This is a genomic window from Micromonospora palomenae (assembly GCF_007829925.1).
Lineage (GTDB): Bacteria > Actinomycetota > Actinomycetes > Mycobacteriales > Micromonosporaceae > Micromonospora > Micromonospora purpureochromogenes.
In genome coordinates, this window is the sequence record NZ_VIXA01000003.1 from 449,324 (window position 1) to 467,576 (window position 18,253).

The 18,253-nt window shown below is 73.9% G+C and carries 20 protein-coding genes; 16 read left to right on the plus strand and 4 right to left on the minus strand.

All coding sequences use genetic code 11. The annotated features are described in order from the left end of the window. Positions 1-14: 14 nt before the first annotated feature. The 11 genes from FHX75_RS23015 to FHX75_RS23065 all read left to right on the plus strand — a co-directional run bounded on the left by FHX75_RS23015 (position 15) and on the right by FHX75_RS23065 (position 9,439). Positions 15-1,496 carry a 2-hydroxymuconic semialdehyde dehydrogenase gene (locus FHX75_RS23015; RefSeq protein ID WP_154942732.1) on the plus strand — a complete coding sequence of 494 codons (1,482 nt, stop codon included), beginning with the start codon at positions 15-17 and terminating at the stop codon, positions 1,494-1,496. A gap of 17 nt (positions 1,497-1,513) precedes the next feature. Next, positions 1,514-2,311, plus strand: a complete 798-nt coding sequence (locus FHX75_RS23020; protein WP_154942410.1) for a 2-keto-4-pentenoate hydratase — start codon at positions 1,514-1,516, stop codon at positions 2,309-2,311. Next, a complete protein-coding gene (locus tag FHX75_RS23025) occupies positions 2,308-3,246 on the plus strand; it encodes an acetaldehyde dehydrogenase (acetylating) (RefSeq protein WP_154942411.1) in 939 nt (312 codons plus the stop codon). Before FHX75_RS23020 ends, FHX75_RS23025 begins: the two co-directional genes overlap by 4 nt. Then, positions 3,243-4,358: a 4-hydroxy-2-oxovalerate aldolase gene (gene dmpG / locus FHX75_RS23030; RefSeq protein ID WP_154942412.1), complete on the plus strand. Its 1,116-nt coding sequence runs from the start codon at positions 3,243-3,245 to the stop codon at positions 4,356-4,358. Before FHX75_RS23025 ends, dmpG begins: the two co-directional genes overlap by 4 nt. Next, positions 4,355-5,128, plus strand: a complete 774-nt coding sequence (locus tag FHX75_RS23035; protein WP_154942413.1) for a 2-keto-4-pentenoate hydratase — start codon at positions 4,355-4,357, stop codon at positions 5,126-5,128. Before dmpG ends, FHX75_RS23035 begins: the two co-directional genes overlap by 4 nt. Further along, positions 5,125-5,547 carry a RidA family protein gene (locus FHX75_RS23040; RefSeq protein ID WP_154942414.1) on the plus strand — a complete coding sequence of 141 codons (423 nt, stop codon included), beginning with the start codon at positions 5,125-5,127 and terminating at the stop codon, positions 5,545-5,547. The genes FHX75_RS23035 and FHX75_RS23040 overlap by 4 nt, the downstream gene beginning before the upstream one ends. Continuing rightward, positions 5,544-6,068, plus strand: coding sequence for a 3-hydroxyanthranilate 3,4-dioxygenase (locus tag FHX75_RS23045; protein ID WP_154942415.1), 525 nt, complete (start codon positions 5,544-5,546; stop codon positions 6,066-6,068). Before FHX75_RS23040 ends, FHX75_RS23045 begins: the two co-directional genes overlap by 4 nt. Next, positions 6,068-7,153: an amidohydrolase family protein gene (locus FHX75_RS23050; RefSeq protein ID WP_246158479.1), complete on the plus strand. Its 1,086-nt coding sequence runs from the start codon at positions 6,068-6,070 to the stop codon at positions 7,151-7,153. The genes FHX75_RS23045 and FHX75_RS23050 overlap by 1 nt, the downstream gene beginning before the upstream one ends. Before the next feature lie 70 nt (positions 7,154-7,223). Further along, a complete protein-coding gene (locus FHX75_RS23055) occupies positions 7,224-8,687 on the plus strand; it encodes an amidase (protein WP_154942416.1) in 1,464 nt (487 codons plus the stop codon). Continuing rightward, positions 8,656-9,045 (plus strand): aa3-type cytochrome oxidase subunit CtaJ, encoded by a 390-nt coding sequence (gene ctaJ, locus FHX75_RS23060; RefSeq protein WP_484213865.1) that lies wholly within the window; start codon positions 8,656-8,658, stop codon positions 9,043-9,045. The genes FHX75_RS23055 and ctaJ overlap by 32 nt, the downstream gene beginning before the upstream one ends. Further along, entirely contained in the window at positions 9,032-9,439 is a 408-nt protein-coding gene (locus tag FHX75_RS23065; RefSeq protein ID WP_154942417.1) for a DUF5130 family protein, read from the plus strand. The genes ctaJ and FHX75_RS23065 overlap by 14 nt, the downstream gene beginning before the upstream one ends. 121 nt (positions 9,440-9,560) lie before the next feature. Here FHX75_RS23065 and pepN read toward each other — a convergent pair whose 3' ends face one another. Next, positions 9,561-12,107 (minus strand): aminopeptidase N, encoded by a 2,547-nt coding sequence (gene pepN, locus FHX75_RS23070; RefSeq protein ID WP_154942733.1) that lies wholly within the window; start codon positions 12,105-12,107, stop codon positions 9,561-9,563. Positions 12,108-12,356: 249 nt separating this feature from the next. On the opposite strand from pepN, the gene FHX75_RS23075 reads away from it, so the two are divergent. The 4 genes from FHX75_RS23075 (at position 12,357) to FHX75_RS23090 (ending at position 15,440) form a co-directional block, all read left to right on the plus strand. Beyond that, positions 12,357-12,956, plus strand: a complete 600-nt coding sequence (locus FHX75_RS23075; protein ID WP_425463531.1) for a mycothiol-dependent nitroreductase Rv2466c family protein — start codon at positions 12,357-12,359, stop codon at positions 12,954-12,956. A gap of 359 nt (positions 12,957-13,315) precedes the next feature. Next, the gene (locus FHX75_RS23080; protein WP_154942419.1) at positions 13,316-13,627 is read left to right on the plus strand and encodes a hypothetical protein; all 312 of its coding nucleotides are present in this window, start codon (positions 13,316-13,318) and stop codon (positions 13,625-13,627) included. Positions 13,628-13,698: 71 nt separating this feature from the next. Then, positions 13,699-14,901: a DUF1015 family protein gene (locus FHX75_RS23085; RefSeq protein WP_154942420.1), complete on the plus strand. Its 1,203-nt coding sequence runs from the start codon at positions 13,699-13,701 to the stop codon at positions 14,899-14,901. Positions 14,902-14,972: 71 nt separating this feature from the next. Then, positions 14,973-15,440, plus strand: a complete 468-nt coding sequence (locus FHX75_RS23090) for a ribose-5-phosphate isomerase (RefSeq protein WP_154942421.1) — start codon at positions 14,973-14,975, stop codon at positions 15,438-15,440. Between the two features lie 73 nt (positions 15,441-15,513). Here FHX75_RS23090 and FHX75_RS23095 read toward each other — a convergent pair whose 3' ends face one another. Then, entirely contained in the window at positions 15,514-15,843 is a 330-nt protein-coding gene (locus tag FHX75_RS23095) for a hypothetical protein (protein WP_154942422.1), read from the minus strand. Between the two features lie 46 nt (positions 15,844-15,889). After that, positions 15,890-17,125: a GNAT family N-acetyltransferase gene (locus FHX75_RS23100; protein WP_154942423.1), complete on the minus strand. Its 1,236-nt coding sequence runs from the start codon at positions 17,123-17,125 to the stop codon at positions 15,890-15,892. Positions 17,126-17,234: 109 nt separating this feature from the next. Between FHX75_RS23100 and FHX75_RS23105 the strand changes: the two genes are divergently transcribed. After that, complete coding sequence (locus FHX75_RS23105; RefSeq protein WP_154942424.1) at positions 17,235-17,774, plus strand: hypothetical protein; 540 nt, start codon at positions 17,235-17,237, stop codon at positions 17,772-17,774. A 138-nt stretch (positions 17,775-17,912) separates the two neighbouring features. Here FHX75_RS23105 and FHX75_RS23110 read toward each other — a convergent pair whose 3' ends face one another. Continuing rightward, positions 17,913-18,176 (minus strand): hypothetical protein, encoded by a 264-nt coding sequence (locus FHX75_RS23110; protein WP_154942425.1) that lies wholly within the window; start codon positions 18,174-18,176, stop codon positions 17,913-17,915. Positions 18,177-18,253: the final 77 nt, after the last annotated feature.

Here is an 18,253-nt window from a genome sequence, read left to right on the forward strand (position 1 = left end):
GGGACGCGCGGCTGATGGCCGGGAGCGCGCCGGACGGGCCGGGGTTGCTGCGCCACTTCGTCGGCGGCGAGTTCGTCGACGCGGGGCCGCGCTTCACCAAGCGCAGCCCGGTGACCGGCGAGCCGGTCTTCGAGGTGGTCGAGGCGTCGAGGTCCACGGTGGACGACGCGGTGGCCGCCGCCCGGGCGGCGCTGCGCGGGCCGTGGGGCCGGATGGGGGAGCGGGAGCGCGCCGAGGTGCTGCGCCGGGTCGCCGACGAGCTGGAACGCCGCTTCGACGACCTGGTCACCGCCGAGGTCGCCGACACCGGCAAGGCCATCTCGCAGGCCCGCACCCTGGACATCCCGCGCGGCGCGGCGAACTTCCGGGCCTTCGCCGAGATCGTGGCGACCGCGCCGACCGAGTCGTTCACCACGGTCACCCCGGCCGGTGGCCGGGCGCTGAACTACGCCGTCCGCAAGCCGGTCGGCGTGGTCGCCGTGATCGTGCCGTGGAACCTGCCGCTGCTGCTGCTCACCTGGAAGGTGGCCCCGGCGCTGGCCTGCGGCAACGCCGTGGTGGTCAAGCCCAGCGAGGAGACGCCCGCCTCGGCGACGCTGCTGGCCGAGGTGATGGCCGCCGCCGGCGTGCCGGACGGGGTGTTCAACCTGGTGCACGGCTTCGGCCCGGACTCGGCCGGTGAGTTCCTCACCCGGCACCCGGGGGTCGACGCGATCACCTTCACCGGCGAGTCGGCCACCGGCGGCGCCATCATGCGGGCCGCCGCGGACGGGGTGAAGGCCGTCTCGTTCGAGCTGGGCGGCAAGAACGCCGGGCTGGTCTTCGCCGACGCCGACCTGGACGCGGCGGTGGCCGGCTCGGTGCGCTCCAGCTTCACCAACGGCGGGCAGGTCTGCCTCTGTACCGAGCGGATCTACGTGCAGCGCCCGGTCTTCGAGGAGTTCACCGCCCGGCTGGCCAAGCGGGCCGGGGAGCTGGCGTACGGGTGGCCGGCCGACGAGGCCACCGCGAACATGCCGCTGATCTCGCACGGCCACCGGGACAAGGTGCTCGGCCACTACGCGCTGGCCCGGACCGAGGGCGCCGAGGTGCTCACCGGGGGCGGTGTGCCGCGCTTCGGCGACGGCCGCGACGGTGGGGCGTACGTGCAGCCGACGGTGCTGACCGGGCTCGGCCCGCGGGCGCGGACCAACACCGAGGAGATCTTCGGCCCGGTCGTGCACGTGGCTCCGTTCGACGACGAGGACGAGGCGTACGCGCTGGCCAACGGCACCGAGTACGGCCTGGCGGCGACGGTCTGGACCCGGGACGTCGGCCGGGCGCACCGGGCCGGCGCCCGGCTGGACGCCGGCATCGTCTGGGTGAACACCTGGTTCCTGCGCGACCTGCGCACCCCGTTCGGCGGCGTGAAGGCCTCCGGCATCGGCCGGGAGGGTGGCGTGCACTCGCTGGACTTCTACTCGGAACTGACCAATGTCTGCGTGGACCTGTCGTGAGCGGGCGAGGAGCCGGCGTGAGAGCTGACATCGAAGCGGCGAACCGGGAGCTGGCCGAGGCCCGCACCAGCGGGAAGCCCTGCCCACCGCTGCGCGGGCGGCTGCTGCCGGAGGGCGACGTCGAGTCGGCGTACCGGGTGCAGCAGTTGCAGGCGCGGGCGTGGCAGGGCCGGGGCGAGCGCCGGGTGGGCGCGAAGATCGGGCTGACCTCCCGGGCGGTGCAGGAGAGCTTCGGCGTCTTCCAGCCGGACTTCGGGGTGCTGACCGACGCGATGGCGGTCGGCGACGGCGTCGAGGTGCCGATCGAGCGCCTGCTCCAGCCCCGGGTGGAGGCGGAGATCGCCTTCGTGCTCGGCGCGGACCTGACCGACGAGCGGGTCACCACGGTGGACCTGCTCCGGGCGGTCGACCACGTGCTCCCGGCCATCGAGATCGTCGACTCGCGGATCGCCGGCTGGGACATCTCCATCGTGGACACCGTCGCCGACAACGCCTCCAGCGGGATGTTCGTGCTCGGCACCACGCCCCGCCGGCTGGCCGACGTGGACCTGCGGCTGTGCGGGATGGTGCTGGAGCACGCCGGTGAGCCGGTCTCGGTGGGCGCCGGGGCGGCCTGCCTCGGCAATCCGTTGCACGCGCTGGAGTGGCTGGTGCGGACGATGGCCCGGGCCGGGGACCCGCTGCGCGCCGGCGACGTGGTGCTCTCCGGGGCGCTCGGCCCGATGGTGCCGGTCACCCCCGGCGCCGCGTACGAGGCCCGGATCTCCGGACTCGGTTCGGTGCGGACCTGTTTTTCGAAGGAGGCCCGGGCATGACCACGGGTGTGGCGGTGATCGGGTCCGGCAACATCGGCACCGATCTGATGATCAAGGTGTTGCGGCTCAGCGACAGCCTCCGGATGGTGGCGATGGCCGGCATCGACCCGGAGTCCGACGGCCTGGCCCGGGCCCGGCGGCTCGGCGTGGCCACCACCGCTGGCGGCGTGGACGGGCTCGTCGCCATGCCCGAGTTCGCCGCCGTGGAGCTGGTCTTCGACGCCACCTCGGCGGGCGCGCACCGGCACAACGACGCGGTGCTGCGGGCGCACGGCCGGACGGTGGTCGACCTGACCCCGGCGGCCATCGGCCCGTACGTGGTGCCCCCGGTCAACCTGGACGAGCACCTGCACGAGAGCAACGTCAACATGGTCACCTGCGGCGGGCAGGCCACCGTGCCGATCGTCGCCGCCGTCGGCCGGGTCACCCCGGTGGCGTACGCGGAGATCGTCGCCTCGATCGCCTCGAAGTCGGCCGGCCCGGGCACCCGGGCCAACATCGACGAGTTCACCGAGACCACCGCCCGGGCGATCGAGGTGGTCGGCGGCGCCGAGCGCGGCAAGGCGATCATCGTGCTCAACCCGGCCGACCCGCCGCTGCTGATGCGCGACACCGTCTACTGCCTCTGCCCGGACACCGACGCCGACCGGGCCGCCATCGCCGCCTCGGTGGCCGACATGGTGGCCACGGTCCAGGAGTACGTCCCCGGCTACCGGCTCAAGCAGGACGTGCAGTTCGACCGGGTCGACACCTACGTGCCGTCGCTCGGGCGGCACCTGACCGGCTGGCAGGTCTCGGTCTTCCTGGAGGTCTCCGGGGCCGGGCACTACCTGCCGGCGTACGCCGGGAACCTGGACATCATGACCTCCGCCGCGCTGCGCACCGCGGAGCGACTGGTGGCCCGCCGCACGAGCAGCACGGAGGTGCCGGCGTGACCGACCTGTACATCCAGGACGTGACGCTCCGCGACGGCATGCACGCCATCGCCCACCGCTACACCGTCGACCAGGTGCGCACCATCGCCGCGGCGCTGGACGCCGCCGGGGTGGCCGCGATCGAGGTGGCGCACGGCGACGGGCTGGCCGGCTCCAGCGTCAACTACGGCCACGGCGCGGCCAGCGACGCCGACTGGATCTCCGCCGCCGCCGAGGTGATGACCACCGCGAAGCTGACCACCCTGCTGCTGCCCGGGATCGGCACCATCGCCGACCTGAAGGCGGCAAAGGCGCTCGGGGTGACCAGCGTGCGGATCGCCACCCACTGCACCGAGGCGGACATCTCCGCCCAGCACATCTCCTGGGCTCGGGAGAACGGCATGGACGTCTCCGGGTTCCTGATGATGTCGCACATGAACGACCCGGCCGGGCTGGCCGCCCAGGCCAGGCTGATGGAGTCGTACGGGGCGCACTGCGTCTACGTCACCGACTCCGGTGGCCGGCTGCTGATGTCCGACGTGGCGCAGCGGGTCGACGCGTACCGGCAGGTGCTCCGGCCGGAGACGCAGATCGGCATCCACGCCCACCACAACCTGTCGCTCGGGGTGGCCAACAGCGTGCTCGCCGTCGAGCACGGCCGGATCGCCGGCGACGGGCCGGCCGGCCCGGACGCCCCGCACGGCCGTACCGTCCGGGTGGACGCGTCGCTGGCCGGGATGGGCGCCGGGGCCGGCAACGCCCCGCTGGAGGTCTTCGTCGCGGTCGCCGAGCTGCACGGCTGGAAGCACGGCTGCGACGTCTTCGCGCTGATGGACGCGGCCGACGACATCGTCCGGCCGCTGCAGGACCGCCCGGTCCAGGTCGACCGGGAGACGCTCTCCCTCGGGTACGCCGGGGTCTACTCCAGCTTCCTGCGGCACGCCGAGCGCGCCTCGGCGAAGTACGGCGTGGACGTCCGCTCGATCCTGGTCGAGCTGGGCCGGCGGCGGATGGTCGGCGGCCAGGAGGACATGATCGTGGACGTGGCGCTGGACCTGGCCGGCCGCGACGAGCAGTTGACCGGCCGCGGCGAGCAGTTGACCGGCCGCGACGAGCAGGGGGAGGCCGCATGATCGGGGTGGACGTCGCGGGGATCGCCGAGCGGCTGGGCGTGGCGGCGGACTCGGCCACCGCTATCCCGCAGTTGGCCGCCGAGACCGGCCTGGACGTCGACGCCGCGTACGCGGTGCAGACCGCGCTGCTGCAGCGCCGGCTCGACCGGGGCGAGCGGCTGGTCGGGCTCAAGATGGGGCTGACCAGCAAGGCGAAGATGGCCCAGATGGGTGTGGACGAGGTGATCTGGGGCCGGCTCACCGACGTGATGCGGGTCCCCGACGGCGGCACGGTCGACGTGGCCGACTTCATCCACCCACGGGTCGAGCCGGAGGTCGCGTTCCTGCTGGACCGGCTCCCCGACCCGGGCGAGCCGGTCGGCGCCTTCGCCGACGCGGTCCGCGCGGTCGCCCCGGCGATCGAGCTGATCGACTCCCGCTACGCGAACTTCAGCTTCTCCCTGCCGGACGTGGTCGCGGACAACACCTCGGCGGCGGCGTTCGTGGTCGGGCCGTGGTCGCCGGTGCCCGACGGGCTGGACAACCTGGGCGTGCTGCTGGAAATCGACGGGCGGGTGGCGCAGGTCGGCTCGACGGCGGCGATCCTCGGCGACCCGCGCCGGGCGCTGGACGAGGGCATCCGGCTGGCCGGCCGGCACGGGGTGCGGATGCACTCCGGGTGGGTCTTCCTCGCCGGCGCCGCCACCGCGGCTGTCCCGCTGCGTCCCGGTGCCCAGGTGCGTGCCGTCGTGGAGAAGCTCGGCACCGCCTCGCTTCGGGCCTCCTCGTGACCGCCCGGGTGGTGGCCGGCAAGGCCGTGCCGCGGGGGGCGTTTCCGCATGTCAAGGTGGCGGGCGGGTTCGTCTTCGTCTCGGGTACGTCGTCGCGGCGGCCGGACAACACCTTCGCGGGTGTGTCGGTGGACGAGTTCGGCACCACGGACCTCGACATCCGGGTGCAGACCCGGGCGGTCATTGAGAACATCCGTGATCTGCTGCGGTCGGTCGGTGCGGACCTGTCCGACCTCGTCCAGGTGACCTCGTATCTGGTCAACATGAACGACTTCGGTGGTTACAACGAGGTGTGGGCGGAGTTCTTCGACGCGTCCGGGCCGACCCGGACGACGGTTGCCGTGCACCAGTTGCCGCACCCGCACCTGCTGATCGAGATCCAGGCCGTCGCCCTGCTTCCCCAAGGAGGTCAGTCGTGAGTGAGATCGCCGAGCCGTTCAGCTTCCCGGGCTGGATCGCGGAGAACCAGCACCTGCTGAAGCCGCCGGTGGGCAACAAGGAGATGTTCCCGGGCGGGGACGACTTCATCGTGATGGTGGTGGGCGGGCCCAACCAGCGCACCGACTTCCACGTCGACCCGTACGAGGAGTTCTTCTACCAGGTCAAGGGCAACATGCACATCAACCTGATGACGCCCGACGGGCCGCGTACGGTGCACGTGCGCGAGGGTCAGATGTGGATGCTGCCGCGCAACACCCCGCACTCGCCGCAGCGTCCCGAGCCCGGCTCGATCGGCGTGGTGGTGGAGCGGGTCCGCGAGGAGGGCACGCTGGAGAAGTTCCAGTGGTACTGCCCGGAGTGCGGGCACCAGGTGCACGAGGTGGAGCTGCAGGTGCGCGACATCGCCGCCGACCTGCCCCCGGTCTTCCAGGCGTTCTACGCCGACGAGTCCGCGCGCACCTGCGACAAGTGCGGCACGCTACACCCGGGCAAGGGCTGATGCGCCCACCGGTTGTCGACGTGCACACGCACGTCGTACCCAGGGGGTGGCCGGACCTCGCCGCGGCGTGCGGCGGGTCCGGCTGGCCCTGGTTGCGGGTGGACTCCGAGCGCGCCGCCATGATCATGGTGGGCGAGACCGAGTTCCGCCCGGTCGGCGCGGAGTGCTGGGACGCGCCGACCCGGCTGGCCGACATGGCCACCGACGGCGTCGACGTGCAGGTGGTCTCCCCGACGCCGGTCTTCTTCTCCTACGACCGCCCCGCCGACCAGGCGGTCAAGGTGGCCCGGATCTTCAACGACCTCACCCTGGAGGTCACCGCCGCCGGTGGGGACCGGCTGGTGCCGTTCTGCCAGGTGCCGTTGCAGGACCCGGACGCGGCCTGCGCCGAACTGGACCGCTGCCTGGCGGCCGGGCACGTCGGCGTGGAGATCGGCAACCACGTCGGCGACCGCGACCTCGACGACGCCGGCATCGTGCAGTTCCTGGCCCACTGCGCGGCGGTGGGCGCGCCGGTCTTCGTGCACCCGTGGGACATGCCGGGCGGGCCCCGGCTGGACCGGTGGATGGCCCGCTGGCTCACCGGCATGCCCGCCGAGACGCACCTGTCGGTGCTGGCGCTCATCCTCGGCGGGGTCTTCGACCGGGTGCCGGAGACGCTGCGGATCTGCTTCGCGCACGGCGGCGGCAGCTTCCCGTTCTGGCTGGGCCGCGCCGACAACGCCTGGCACCGCCGTGGCGCCCTGGTGCGCGGCGCCTCGACCGCGCCGCCCAGCTCCTACACCGACCGGTTCAGCGTCGACTCGGTGGTCTTCGCCCCGGCCGCGCTGCGGCTGCTGGTGGACACCATGGGCGCCGACCGGGTGCTGGTGGGCAGCGACTACCCGTACCCGCTGGGGGAGCGGCCGGTCGGACGGGTGGTCCACGAGGCCGACTTCCTCAGCGGGGAGCAGCGCGACAAGCTGCTCGGCGGCAACGCGCTGCGCTTCCTCGGCATCGACCGGCAGCTCGCCGCCCATGACCTGCTCCCGGTCGATCGCGACTGGACCGGCCTGCTCGACGAGGACAGGACGCCGTCCTCCTGATCGGCCGGCTCCGCGTCCCGGCCGGCCGTGTCGACGGGCCAACCGGCCGCCGAGCGGGCAGGATGGCGGCATGGCCGAGCCGCACGACCTGACCGCGCTGGAGCAGGCCGCCGCCGTCGCCCGGGGCGAGCTCTCCAGCGTCGACCTGGTCAGGCACCATCTCGACCGGGTGGACGCGCTCGGCGACACCGTCGGCGCGTTCGTCACCGTCACGCCCGAACGCGCCCTCGCCGCCGCCCGGGCCGCCGACGCGGTGCCGGTCGCGGGGCGCGGGCCGCTGCACGGCGTGCCGACCGCGATCAAGGACCTGACCCTCACCGCCGGGGTGCGCACCACCTTCGGCTCGGCGGCGTTCGCCGACTTCGTCCCGCCGGTCGACGCCGACGTGGTCCGGCTGATGGCCGCCGCCGGGCTGGTCAGCCTCGGCAAGACCACCACCTCCGAGCTGGGCTGCTCGCTCTACTCCGAGGGGCTGGTCGCGCCGCCGGCCCGCAACCCGTGGGACCTGGCCTACACCGCCGGCGGCTCCAGCGGCGGCGCGGCGGCCGCGGTGGCCACCGGCCTGGTGCCGGTCGCCCAGGGCTCCGACGGCGGCGGGTCGGTGCGCATCCCGGCCGCCCTCTGCGGCCTGGTCGGCTACAAGCCGAGCCGCGGCCTGGTCTCCGGCGGACCGCTCGGCTCCGGCGCGTTCGGCCTGCCCACCAGCGGCCCGCTCGGGCGGACGGTCGCCGACGTCGCCGCGCTGCTCGACGCGATGGCGGTGCCGGTGCCCGGCGAGCCGTACCTGCCGCCGCCGCGACCCGACGGCGGCTACCTTGCCGTCGCCCGCCGGGCCGCCCCGGGCCGCCTGCGGATCGGCCGCTTCGACGCCCCGATGCTCGCCGAAGAGCCGGTCCACCCCGACTGCGTCGCCGCGGTGGACCGGGCCGCCGCGCTGCTCACCGCGGCCGGCCACGAGGTGGTCGAGGTCGACCGGCCGCTCGGCCCCGCGGTGTGGCCGCTCTTCGAGACCCTCTGGTACGTGCTGGCGCTGGCCCCGGTGCCGCCGGAGCGGGAGTCCGACCTGCTGCCGCTGACCCGGTTCCTCCGCGCCCGGGGCGCCACCGTCGGCGCCGGCGCGCTGATGGCCACCCTCGGCGAGATCCAGGCCCAGGTACGCCTCGGTGCCCGCCGCACCGCCGACTGCGACCTGCTGCTCTGCCCCACCCTGGCCGCACCCCAGGCGCCGGTCGGTTGGTTCACCGCCGACGCCGACCCGGCGGCCGATTTCGACCGGCAGCGCCGGTTCTCGCCGTACTGCGCGGTGTTCAACGTGACGGGAGATCCGTCCGTCTCGCTACCGCTCGGGCGCACCGCGACCGATCTGCCCGTCGGGGTGCTGCTGACCGGTCGCTACGGCGACGACGCCCGACTGATCGCCACCGCAGCGCAACTGGAACACTGCAGTGACGGATGGGATCGGCACCCCGCAATCTGGCGGGGCGTCGACTCCGCTAACGTGAATGGCAGCGGAGTCGGGCGGTCGGCGCCATGATCGTCCACCCGACCCGGATGCTCTGGTCTCTATCTTCCGCCTGGGGGCGTTGGGATTGTCTGTCACTGAGACGTTGCTGATCTTCGTCGGCATCCCGGCGGCGGTGATGCTGGTGATCGTCGGTCTGGTGTTCGCCAGCAACCGCCGTGGTGGCGGCGGGTCCAAGCGCTACCGGCCGGGCCGCCGCTTCGACTTCACCCCGGTCTGGTTCCTGGGCCGCCCGGAGCAGCTGGCCGACTCGGCCGGCACCGCCCTGTCCGCGGGCGCGCAGGCGCCGGCGCTGACCAGCCACAAGCTCGAGCAGGCCGGCATCGAGGCGCCGGCCGGTGGAACCGGAGGCGCAAGTGACCGTTGGTGAGATGCAGACCGGGACGGGTAACCCGCCCGACGTGCTGGACGGGCCGTTCACGACCCGCCAGCTGCTGCGCATCGACGAGGCGCTCCGCCTGGCCGACCAGGGCACCGGCCTGGTCTTCTCGGTCTACGTGGGCGGCCTCGACGAGCCGATCCGCGAGCACGCCGAGCGCCTGCACCGCCAGCTCGCCGAGCCCGACCGGTCCGTCCTGATCGCGGTGTCGCCCAACCAGCGCCAGCTGGAGGTGGTCACCGGCCGGCACGCGCGCAAGCGCATCCCCGACACCTACGCCCGGCTCGCCGCGCTGTCGATGGTGGCGGCGTTCGGCGGCGGCGACCTGACCGGTGGCATCATCAACGGCCTCGACCAGCTCGCCAGCCACGCCGGCAGGGCCTGAGCCCCTACCCGTACGACGAAGCCCGGCCCGCGTCACGCGGGCCGGGCTTCGTGTTTTCGATGACGGCGCGGGGCCGGCGTGGGCTCTCGCCCGCGCCGGCCCGGGGCCGCGTACTCCTCGGTCAGGCGCTCTGGGCGTCCTTGGCGCGGGCCTTCAGCGAGCGGACCACCCCGTCGCGGCCCTCGGCGACCAGCCGGCGCAGCGGCGCCGGGTGCCCGTCCTGCGCCAGCCAGGCGTCGGTGGCCGCCACCGTCTCCTCCTCGACCAGGTACGCCGGGTAGGCGAGCTGGACGAACTCCTGCGCCGGCTCGCTGTCCCGCTGCGCCCAGACCTGCGCCACGCTGGCGAAGTACTTCTCCCGGTACGGCGCGGTGAGCTCCACCTGCGCCGGGTGGGTGAAGCCCTGCAGCAGCGCCCGGTTGCGCCAGTTCGGCAGCGACTGCGGGCCGGTCAGCTCGGCCCAGACCGCCGCCTTGTTCTCGGCGGTCGGCACCAGCGCGTGTGCGTACGCGGCCTCCCGCTCGCCGCTGGCCGTCCGGTCGGCGGCCAGCTCGGCCTCGACCTCGGCGGCGCCGGCCGCCCCGTTGGCCACCAGCGACTGCAGGACCGTCCAGCGCAGCTCGGTGTCGATGGTCAGCCCGGCCGGCACGCCGCTGCCGTCCAGCCAGCCGCGCAGGGTCGCCAGGTCCTCGGCGGAGCGGGCCGCCGAGGCGTACGCGCGGGCCCAGGCGAGCTGGAAGCCGCTGCCCGGCTCGGCGGCGGCCAGCGCCGTCTTCGCGGTACGGGCCAGCTCCGCCCAGCCGGTCGGCGCCCAGGCCGGGTCGGCGTAGACGGTGATCGTGGTGCTCGCCTGGCGCAGGGTGGCGGTGATCAGGTTGATGTCGGTCTCGGCGGGGAGCCCGGCCAGCACCAGCGCCACGTAGTCGCGGGCGGCGAGCTCGGCGTCGCGGGTCATGTCCCAGGCGGCCGTCCAGCACAGGGCCCGGGCCAGCGAGGACTCCAGCCCGGCGATGTGCTGCACCACGGTGGCCATCGACCGCTCGTCCAGCCGCAGCTTGGTGTACGTCAGGTCGTCGTCGTTGAGCAGCAGCACGTCGGCGGCCCGCGTGCCGTGCAGCGCGGAGAGCTCGGTCTGCTCGCCGGTCACGTCGACCTCGATCCGCTCCCGGCGGACCAGCCGGCCGTCGGTGAGGTCGTAGAGGCCCACGCCGATGCGGTGGGTACGCAGGGTCGGGTGTCCCGCCGGCGCCTCCTGGCGGACCAGCACCCGCTGGTACGTCCCGTCGTCGTCGATGGTCACCTCGGGGCGCAGCGTGTTGACCTGGGCGGTCTCCAGCCACTGCGCGGCGAACTTGCGCAGCTCCCGGCCGGAGGCGGTCTCCAGCTCGGAGAGCAGGTCGTCGAAGGTGGCGTTGCCCCAGGCGTGTTTGCCGAAGTACGCCCGCAGGCCGGCCACGAACGGCTCCTCGCCGACGTACGCGACGAGCTGCTTGAGCACGCTGGCGCCCTTGGCGTAGGTAATGCCGTCGAAGTTGACCTCGACCGCCTCCAGGTCCGGCATCTCGCAGTACACCGGGTGGGTGGAGGAGAGCTGGTCCTGCCGGTAGCCCCAGTTCTTCCGGATCGACAGGAAGGTCGTCCAGGCTTCGGAGAACCGGGTGGCGTGGGTGTTGCACCAGTGGCTGGCCCACTCGGCGAACGACTCGTTGAGCCACAGGTCGTTCCACCAGCGCATGGTGACCAGGTCACCGAACCACATGTGCGCCAGCTCGTGCAGGATCGTGTTGGCCCGCTGCTCGTACTCGAAGTCGGTGACCTGCGAGCGGAACAGGTAGTGCGACTCGGCGTGCGTGACGCAACCGAAGTTCTCCATCGCGCCGGCGTTGAAGTCCGGCACCCAGAGCTGGTCGTACTTGGGCAGCGGGTAGCGCACCCCGAACTGCTCGTGGAAGAAGTCGAAGCCCTGCTTGGTGATCAGGAACAGGTCGTCGGAGTCCAGGTGCGGCGCCATCGAGGCCCGGCAGAAGACCCCCAGGTCGATGCCGTCGTGGCTGTCCCGCACCTCGTGGTACGGCCCGGCGCAGAGCGCGGTGATGTAGGTGCTCATCCGGGCCGACTCCACGAAGTGGACGGTCTTGAGCGCCTCGCCGGCCGGCTCCTCGCGCTCCACCGGCATGTTGGACACCACGCGCCAGTGGTCGGGGACGGTGGCGTGCCAGGTGTAGACGCTCTTCAGGTCGGGCTGGTCGAAGCAGGCGAAGACCCGCTGCGCGTCGGCCGTCTCGAACTGGCTGTAGAGGTAGGTCTCGCCGTCGACCGGGTCCACCGTGCGGTGCAGGCCCTGCCCACTGTTGGAGTACGCGAAGTCGGCGTCCACGACGAGCGTGTTCTCCGCGGCCAGCCCGGACAGCGCCAGGCCCTTCTCGGCCGACCAGCCGGAGAGGTCGACCGGCGCGCCGTTGAGCGTCGCCGACCGCACCGACTCGGCGGCGGTCTCGATGAAGGTGCCGGCACCCGGCTCGGTGCAGCGGAACCGGACCTCGGTCACCGACCGGAACGTACGGCCCTCGGCCTGCACGGCGGTCGACAGGTCCAGGCTGATGTCGTACCCGGTCACCTCCAGCAGGCGGGCCCGCTCGGTGGCCTCCACCTGGGTCAGGTTGCGCACTCCCGGCACTTTCGTCTCCATCCCACTCTCGCCGCCTCGCGGCTGCGCCAGCCCAGTCGGCCGCTCGTGACGGCCGGCCAGAGCCGAGTCTTCCATGCACCGACGCCCCGCGGTGGTCGAGGTCACGCTCTCATTCCGCTACCAGTCGATGCCCTGCGGGGTGAGGATCGAGGCAGCGGCGCCGGGGGCTGCCCGGCGCGTCACCAGTCGTGAAGGGACCTCACCGTGACCGATCGTGTCACCGTCGACATGTGGTTCGACCCCCTGTGCCCCTGGGCGTGGATCACCTCCCGCTGGCTGCTGGAGGTCGAGAAGGTCCGGGACGTGGACATCCGCTTCCACGTGATGAGCCTCTCGGTGCTCAACGAGGGTCGGGACCTGCCCGAGGAGTACCAGGAGCTGATGAACAAGGGCTGGGGCCCGGTACGCGTCTGCGTGGCCGTCGAGCAGCAGCACGGGCAGGAGGCGGTGGCGAAGCTCTACACCGCCATGGGCACCCGGATCCACCTGGGTAAGGAGCAGTTCGGCCCGGAGTTGTTCAAGGCCGCGCTCACCGACGTCGGCCTGGACCCGGCGCTGGCCGGCGTCGCCGACACCACCGAGTACGACGAGGCGCTGCGGGCCAGCCACGAGGCCGGGATGCGCCCCGTCGGCACCGACGTCGGCACCCCGGTCATCCACGCCCCGGGCCCGGACGGCCGCCAGGTGGCCTTCTTCGGTCCGGTGATCACGCCGGCCCCGAAGGGCGAGGCCGCTGGGCGGCTCTGGGACGGCGTCCTGCTGGTCGCCGGCACCCCGGGCTTCTACGAGCTCAAGCGCTCCCGCGAGCTCGGCCCGATCTTCGACTGAACCGCGGCCGCCGCCCCGGGCCCGCTCGTCCGGTCCGGGACGACGACCCGGCCCGGGGGCGAGGAGACGGTGTGGCGCTCCTGTCGAGCTGATGACGTGGACGATTCGCCGGCGTCGCTGGTTGGTGATTCGTTCACGACATCAGCTCCACAGCGTCCGCGCACCGGCCTCGCCCCTCGAGGGACCCGCTGGCCGCGCCGGGCCGCGTCCGACTCCGACTCCGACTCCGACGCCCGTCGCCGTGCCGGCCCCGGGCCGACGCCGACGCTGCGTCACCCTCCCGGGCACGGTGTCGTTTTTCCGGTTGTCCAGCGCAGCGGCCGCAGCGGCCGCACCCGGCCGACCCGGAGGCTTTCCCGATGGCCAAGCACCGCCGTCCGTCCGCTGACGACCTGTCGACGGGGCAGGAGGTGGCCGACCCCACCACGTACTGGTCGGTCGACGACTGCCACTGGCCGACGGTCAGCCCCGAGCTTCCCGTCGAGATGGTCGACCTGCTCGCCCCGCCGATCGTGGTCGGCGTCGCCCGGGTCCCGGTCACCTGCCGGGCCACACCGCCCGGCGCCCGGCCGGGCGGCCCGGGTGGCTCCGCGCCCGCGGGCCGGGGCGCGCCCGTTCCCAGCCAGACCGGACGGCACCGCCGCGTCAAGGAGCCGGCCGAGCGGGGATGACCGGTTCATCTGGTGGACCCGGCGCGGGGTCCGCGTCGTCCGGGCGGCCGACGCCGGTAGCGTCAACGGGCATGACGGTCGTGCATCCGATCGCCCGGGCCTGGATCACCACTGGCGGCACCGGCGCGCAGAACTACGACGAGTTCGCCGACGACGCGGAGATCACCGCGATCATCGAGGCGAACCCGCACAGTGCCCTCGGCATCGAGATGCCCCACCGGGCGCCGGAGAGTCTCGGCAAGTCCTTCCTCGACGCGCTCGGCGACGCGGTGGCCCGCCTCGCCGAGGCCAAGGCCGACGGCAGCTACACCCCGGCCGAGCAGGTCGTGGTGCTCTACCGGATCAGCGCGCCCGGCGAGGAGTCGGCGTACGGGCTCTTCGCCATGGTGGACACCGACCAGATCTCCACCAGCGCCGACGAGCCCGGCCTGGTCATCCGCAACGAGGACGTCTTCATCGCCAAGGTGCGCGAGCGGGTGGCCCTCGCCGAGGCGCTGGGGCATCTGCTCTCACCCGTACTCCTGCTCCAGACCGGGCGGGGCGACGAGCTGCACGCCGCGCTCGCGGCGGCGACCGAGTCCGCCGGCGCGCCCGCCGCGACCGACACCGACCAGGCCGGCCGGACGCACGCCATCTGGCTGCTCGGCCCCGGCCCGCAGCAGGACGAGCTGACCGCGCTGGCCGGCGGCGGCGAGCTGGTGGTCGCCGACGGCAACCACCGCAGCCTGGCCGCGCAGACCGGCGGCCTGCCCCGCTTCCTGTCGGTGGTCACCACCCCGGCGTCGGTCGCCATCCAGCCCTACAACCGGCTGGTCAGCGAGCTGACCACCACCGGAGACGAGCTGCTCGACCGGCTGCGCGCCGCCGGCGCGACGATCACCCCGATCGACGGGCCGGTCGAGGTCCCGCCGGCCGGCGGCACCGTCCACCTCCGGCTGTCCGGCCAGGGGTACGCGGTCACGCTGCCGCACGACGAGGGCGCCGCCCGGCTGGAGAACCTGGACCACGCGCTGGTCGAGCGGCTGCTGCTGCGCGACGCGCTCGGCCTCGACCCGGGCGACAAGCGGATCACCTACGTCGGCGGCGACTACCCGGCGAGCTGGCTCACCGGCGAGGTCGACGCCGGCCGGGCCGAGCTGGCGATCCTCATCGCCCCGGTGACCGTGGACGACTTCGTCGCGGTGAACCTGGCCCGGGAGAAGATGCCCCGCAAGAGCACCTGGTTCACCCCGAAGGCGCGCGGCGGCCTGGTCGTCGCCGAGCTGCCCCGGTGACGCTGTGACGAATCCGCCCCGGTTCGCCGCCCGCGCGACGTGCCGGGGCGGGGCCTGACAGACTGCGCGGTATGCGCGTCTACCTGGGATCCGACCACGCCGGTTTCGAGTTGAAGGTGCACCTGGCCAACCACCTGGCCAAGCAGGGCTACGAGCTGGTCGACGTCGGGCCGCACGCCTTCGACCCGGACGACGACTACCCCGCCTTCTGCCTGCACACCGGTGACCGGGTGGTCAACGACCCGGGCAGCCTCGGGGTGGTCATCGGCGGCTCCGGCAACGGCGAGCAGATCGCCGCCAACAAGATCGCCGGCGTCCGGGCGGCGCTGGCCTGGAACGTCGAGACCGCCCAGCTCGGCCGGGAGCACAACGACGCCAACGTGGTGGCCGTCGGCGCCCGCCAGCACACCCTGGACGAGGCGACCGCCATCGTCGAGGCGTTCCTCACCACGCCCTTCTCGGGCAACCCGCGGCACTCCCGCCGGATCGCCCAGATGGCCGAGTACGAGCGCACCCGCCAGCTCCCCGAGCTGCCCTGACCGTCGACTGACCCCGGCCCCACCGGGCCGGTCCCCGTGTTCGAGGCCGGCCCGTGCGGGCCGGCCTCGACCGTCACCGGCCGGAGCGGGGCAGGTCCTCGCGGGGCACCCAGTTGCGGCGGACGATCACCAGCCGGGCCTCCGCCTCGGCCAGGTCCTCGTCGGTCGGCCGGGCGGCGTCCCGGGCCCGCAGCGCCGCGCCGACCCCCACCTGCGAGGAACCGGAACCGACCAGCCCCCGCAGGCCGCGCTCGCTCTCGTCGGCCCCGCCGCCGCGCCGCGCCCGGGGCGCGGGCGTGCCGTCGTGCACCTCGGCCGTGGCCGCCGTCGGGCCGTCGCCGTCCCCGGCCACCCCGTCCGGCTGGTGCCGCAGCCGGCGTCGCCGTCGCTCCGCATCCGCCATCAGCCGACCGTACCGCCCGCACCGGCCCCGGTGACCCCGCCGGCGCTCAGAAGACCTCCATCGCCCCCGGGGCGCGGTGCCAGCCGAAGGCCGGGCCGGCGGCGGCGAGCGCGCCGGGACGCAGCTCGCGGAGCCGGCCCGTGGCGGCCAGCGCGGCCGGCGCCACGCCGCCGAGGTACAGCTCGCCGAGGCCGCGTACGTCACAGGCCAGCTCCGCCGGGTCGTCGGTGCGGACGCACACCGCGCCGGTGGGACCGCCGGTGAGGCGCCAGCGTCCGGTGTTCTCCGGCAGCAGCTCGTCGGTGACCTCGATCACCACGTCGACGGCGGTCGCGTACCGGCGGGCGGCCAGCGCGGCCGGGACGTCCACCACCCGCACCCAGAGCGCGTCGACCAACTGGGCGCCGAGCCGGCGGGGCTCGTCCACCAGGCGCAGCAGTGGCTCGTCCACGGCGACCCGGCCGCAGGAGAGCTGCCGGGTCAGGTCGATCGAGAAGAGCGTCCGCCACAGCGCCAGGTACGCCTCGGGGTCGGCGGCGACCACCTCGTCCACCCGTACCTGCCCGCGCGGCCCGCGCTGGTCCCACTCCTCCCGGGTCCGCCAGAGCGCGTACCCGTCCACGCCGTCCGGCCCCTCGTGCAGCAACGCCCGGCGCGGGGTCGCCCCGCCCCGCCAGGCGGTCGGGTCGGCCAGCACGTACCGCCACCAGCGCTCGTCCCGGTCCGACCAGCCGGGGCGGTCCGGGCGCACCCGGTCGTACACCCGGGCCAGCTCGGGTTGCGACGCGACCGGGTCGGCCAGCCGGAGGGTGCCCGCCGCGGACGCCGGTTCCGGCAGCCGCAGCTCGGCGGTGGCCGGGCACTCGACGGCGAGGCGCTGCGCGGCCAGGCCGTAACCGAACCGGGGGTAGATCCGTCCCTCGCTGGCCCACAGCACCGCGACCGGCTCCCGGCCGGTGTCGTGGATCTCCCGAAGCTGGCGACCCATCAGCGTGCTGAGCAGGCCCCGCCGGCGGTGGGTGACGGCCACCGCGACCATGGTGACGTGCGCCGCCGCCACCGTCGCCCCGGGGACGGTGAGCGTCCGGGTGAAGGCGGAGGCGTGCGCCACCGGTCGGCCCCCGTCGCGGACCAGCAGCGACCGGTCCGGCTCGAAGATGCCCCGCTCGACCTCGCGGACGTCGGTGTCGAACGCGCTGTGGAACGCGTCACCCATCAGGTCGGCGATCTCGTCGAAGTCGGACGCGGCCGGGACCTGCACGTCGGCGAGGGGGTGGGTCATCGCCCCTGTCTAGCCCATCGTCGGCGGGGCGGCGACCGATTTGCCGGCTGGCTACCCTCGAAGACGGCGGGCCGGCCGGAGGCCGGCACCGGTCAGGGGAGGACACGAGATGGCAGACCAGACACAACCATGGGCGGAGCGGACAGTCGAGGTGCCGCCGCAGCCCGGTGTCGGGGTGCCGCCGCAGCGGGACGCGTTCCGCCCCGGCGTCGCCTCCGTCGGGCGGCCGCGCACCCCACGCACCGAGCAGTTCCCCACCGTGGGCGCCGACGAGCACACCTGGAACGAGCCGGCCGAGCCGCGCCGGCCGATGAGCTGGCACCTGGCGCAGCTGCGCCAGGGCCGCGAGTGGAGCATGGCGGGGGCGCTCTTCGCCTTCGTCTGCTGGGGGATCTGGGCCATCTCCGGGCGGGGCGACCTGGGCGCGCCGCTGCTCACCTTCGTGCTGAGCCTGCTGGTGGCGGTCGGCCTGTTCGCGCTGTCCCGCCTGATCGGTCGGGTGATCTGGGAGCGTCAGCTGGGCCGGGTCCGGCGCGGCGCGCGCGGCGCGCACCTGGTGACCGCGGTCTTCCTGGTCGGCGTCGGGGTCGCCTACCTTCAGCAGACCGAGTGGGTCGTGTCGGTCTGGAACTTCGTCACCGGCAACTGACGTACGTCGCGGGCGGATCGGCCGGGGCCGACCCGCCCGCGCGTCCGGTCGCGGGAGGCCGCGACAACGGGTCGTTCTCCACCAGGCCGGCGGTGCTTACCCCGCCGGCCGCGGTTCATCCGCGCCCCGGCCGCGCCGTCACGCCGTGCCGCCGTGCCCCTCCGCGTCCGCCTTGGGGGAGGCGACCCGGGCCGCCGGGTCCTCGACGCCGGGCTGCCCGCCGTCCGGCGCGACCATGCCGTCGTAGTTGTAGACCGTGCCGTCCTCGCCGTGCTGCTTCGTGGTGCGCACGTAGCGGTGGATCATGCCGTCCAGCTCGATCTCCAACAGGGCGCTCTCCGCCTGCTGAGTGTTGCCGTCACGGGGGCCACCGACCAGGTACGCGTTCGTGTTCGTCTCCATGCCGACTGCCCTACCCAGGGCGAACCGGGGGAAAACGACTCGCCCGCCGTCCGTCCGCCGCAGTGAACCCCGGCCGT

Coding starts and splice junctions, on each gene's coding strand:
- FHX75_RS23110 (WP_154942425.1), bottom strand. CDS start 18,176: ATGGAGACGAACACGAACGCGTACCTGGTCGGTGGCCCCCGTGACGGC.
- FHX75_RS23085 (WP_154942420.1), top strand. CDS start 13,699: ATGACGGTCGTGCATCCGATCGCCCGGGCCTGGATCACCACTGGCGGC.
- FHX75_RS23090 (WP_154942421.1), top strand. CDS start 14,973: ATGCGCGTCTACCTGGGATCCGACCACGCCGGTTTCGAGTTGAAGGTG.
- FHX75_RS23075 (WP_425463531.1), top strand. CDS start 12,357: ATGTGGTTCGACCCCCTGTGCCCCTGGGCGTGGATCACCTCCCGCTGG.
- FHX75_RS23095 (WP_154942422.1), bottom strand. CDS start 15,843: ATGGCGGATGCGGAGCGACGGCGACGCCGGCTGCGGCACCAGCCGGAC.
- ctaJ (WP_484213865.1), top strand. CDS start 8,656: ATGGCAGCGGAGTCGGGCGGTCGGCGCCATGATCGTCCACCCGACCCG.
- FHX75_RS23025 (WP_154942411.1), top strand. CDS start 2,308: ATGACCACGGGTGTGGCGGTGATCGGGTCCGGCAACATCGGCACCGAT.
- FHX75_RS23055 (WP_154942416.1), top strand. CDS start 7,224: ATGGCCGAGCCGCACGACCTGACCGCGCTGGAGCAGGCCGCCGCCGTC.
- FHX75_RS23035 (WP_154942413.1), top strand. CDS start 4,355: ATGATCGGGGTGGACGTCGCGGGGATCGCCGAGCGGCTGGGCGTGGCG.
- FHX75_RS23100 (WP_154942423.1), bottom strand. CDS start 17,125: ATGACCCACCCCCTCGCCGACGTGCAGGTCCCGGCCGCGTCCGACTTC.
- FHX75_RS23050 (WP_246158479.1), top strand. CDS start 6,068: ATGCGCCCACCGGTTGTCGACGTGCACACGCACGTCGTACCCAGGGGG.
- FHX75_RS23015 (WP_154942732.1), top strand. CDS start 15: ATGGCCGGGAGCGCGCCGGACGGGCCGGGGTTGCTGCGCCACTTCGTC.
- FHX75_RS23080 (WP_154942419.1), top strand. CDS start 13,316: ATGGCCAAGCACCGCCGTCCGTCCGCTGACGACCTGTCGACGGGGCAG.
- FHX75_RS23105 (WP_154942424.1), top strand. CDS start 17,235: ATGGCAGACCAGACACAACCATGGGCGGAGCGGACAGTCGAGGTGCCG.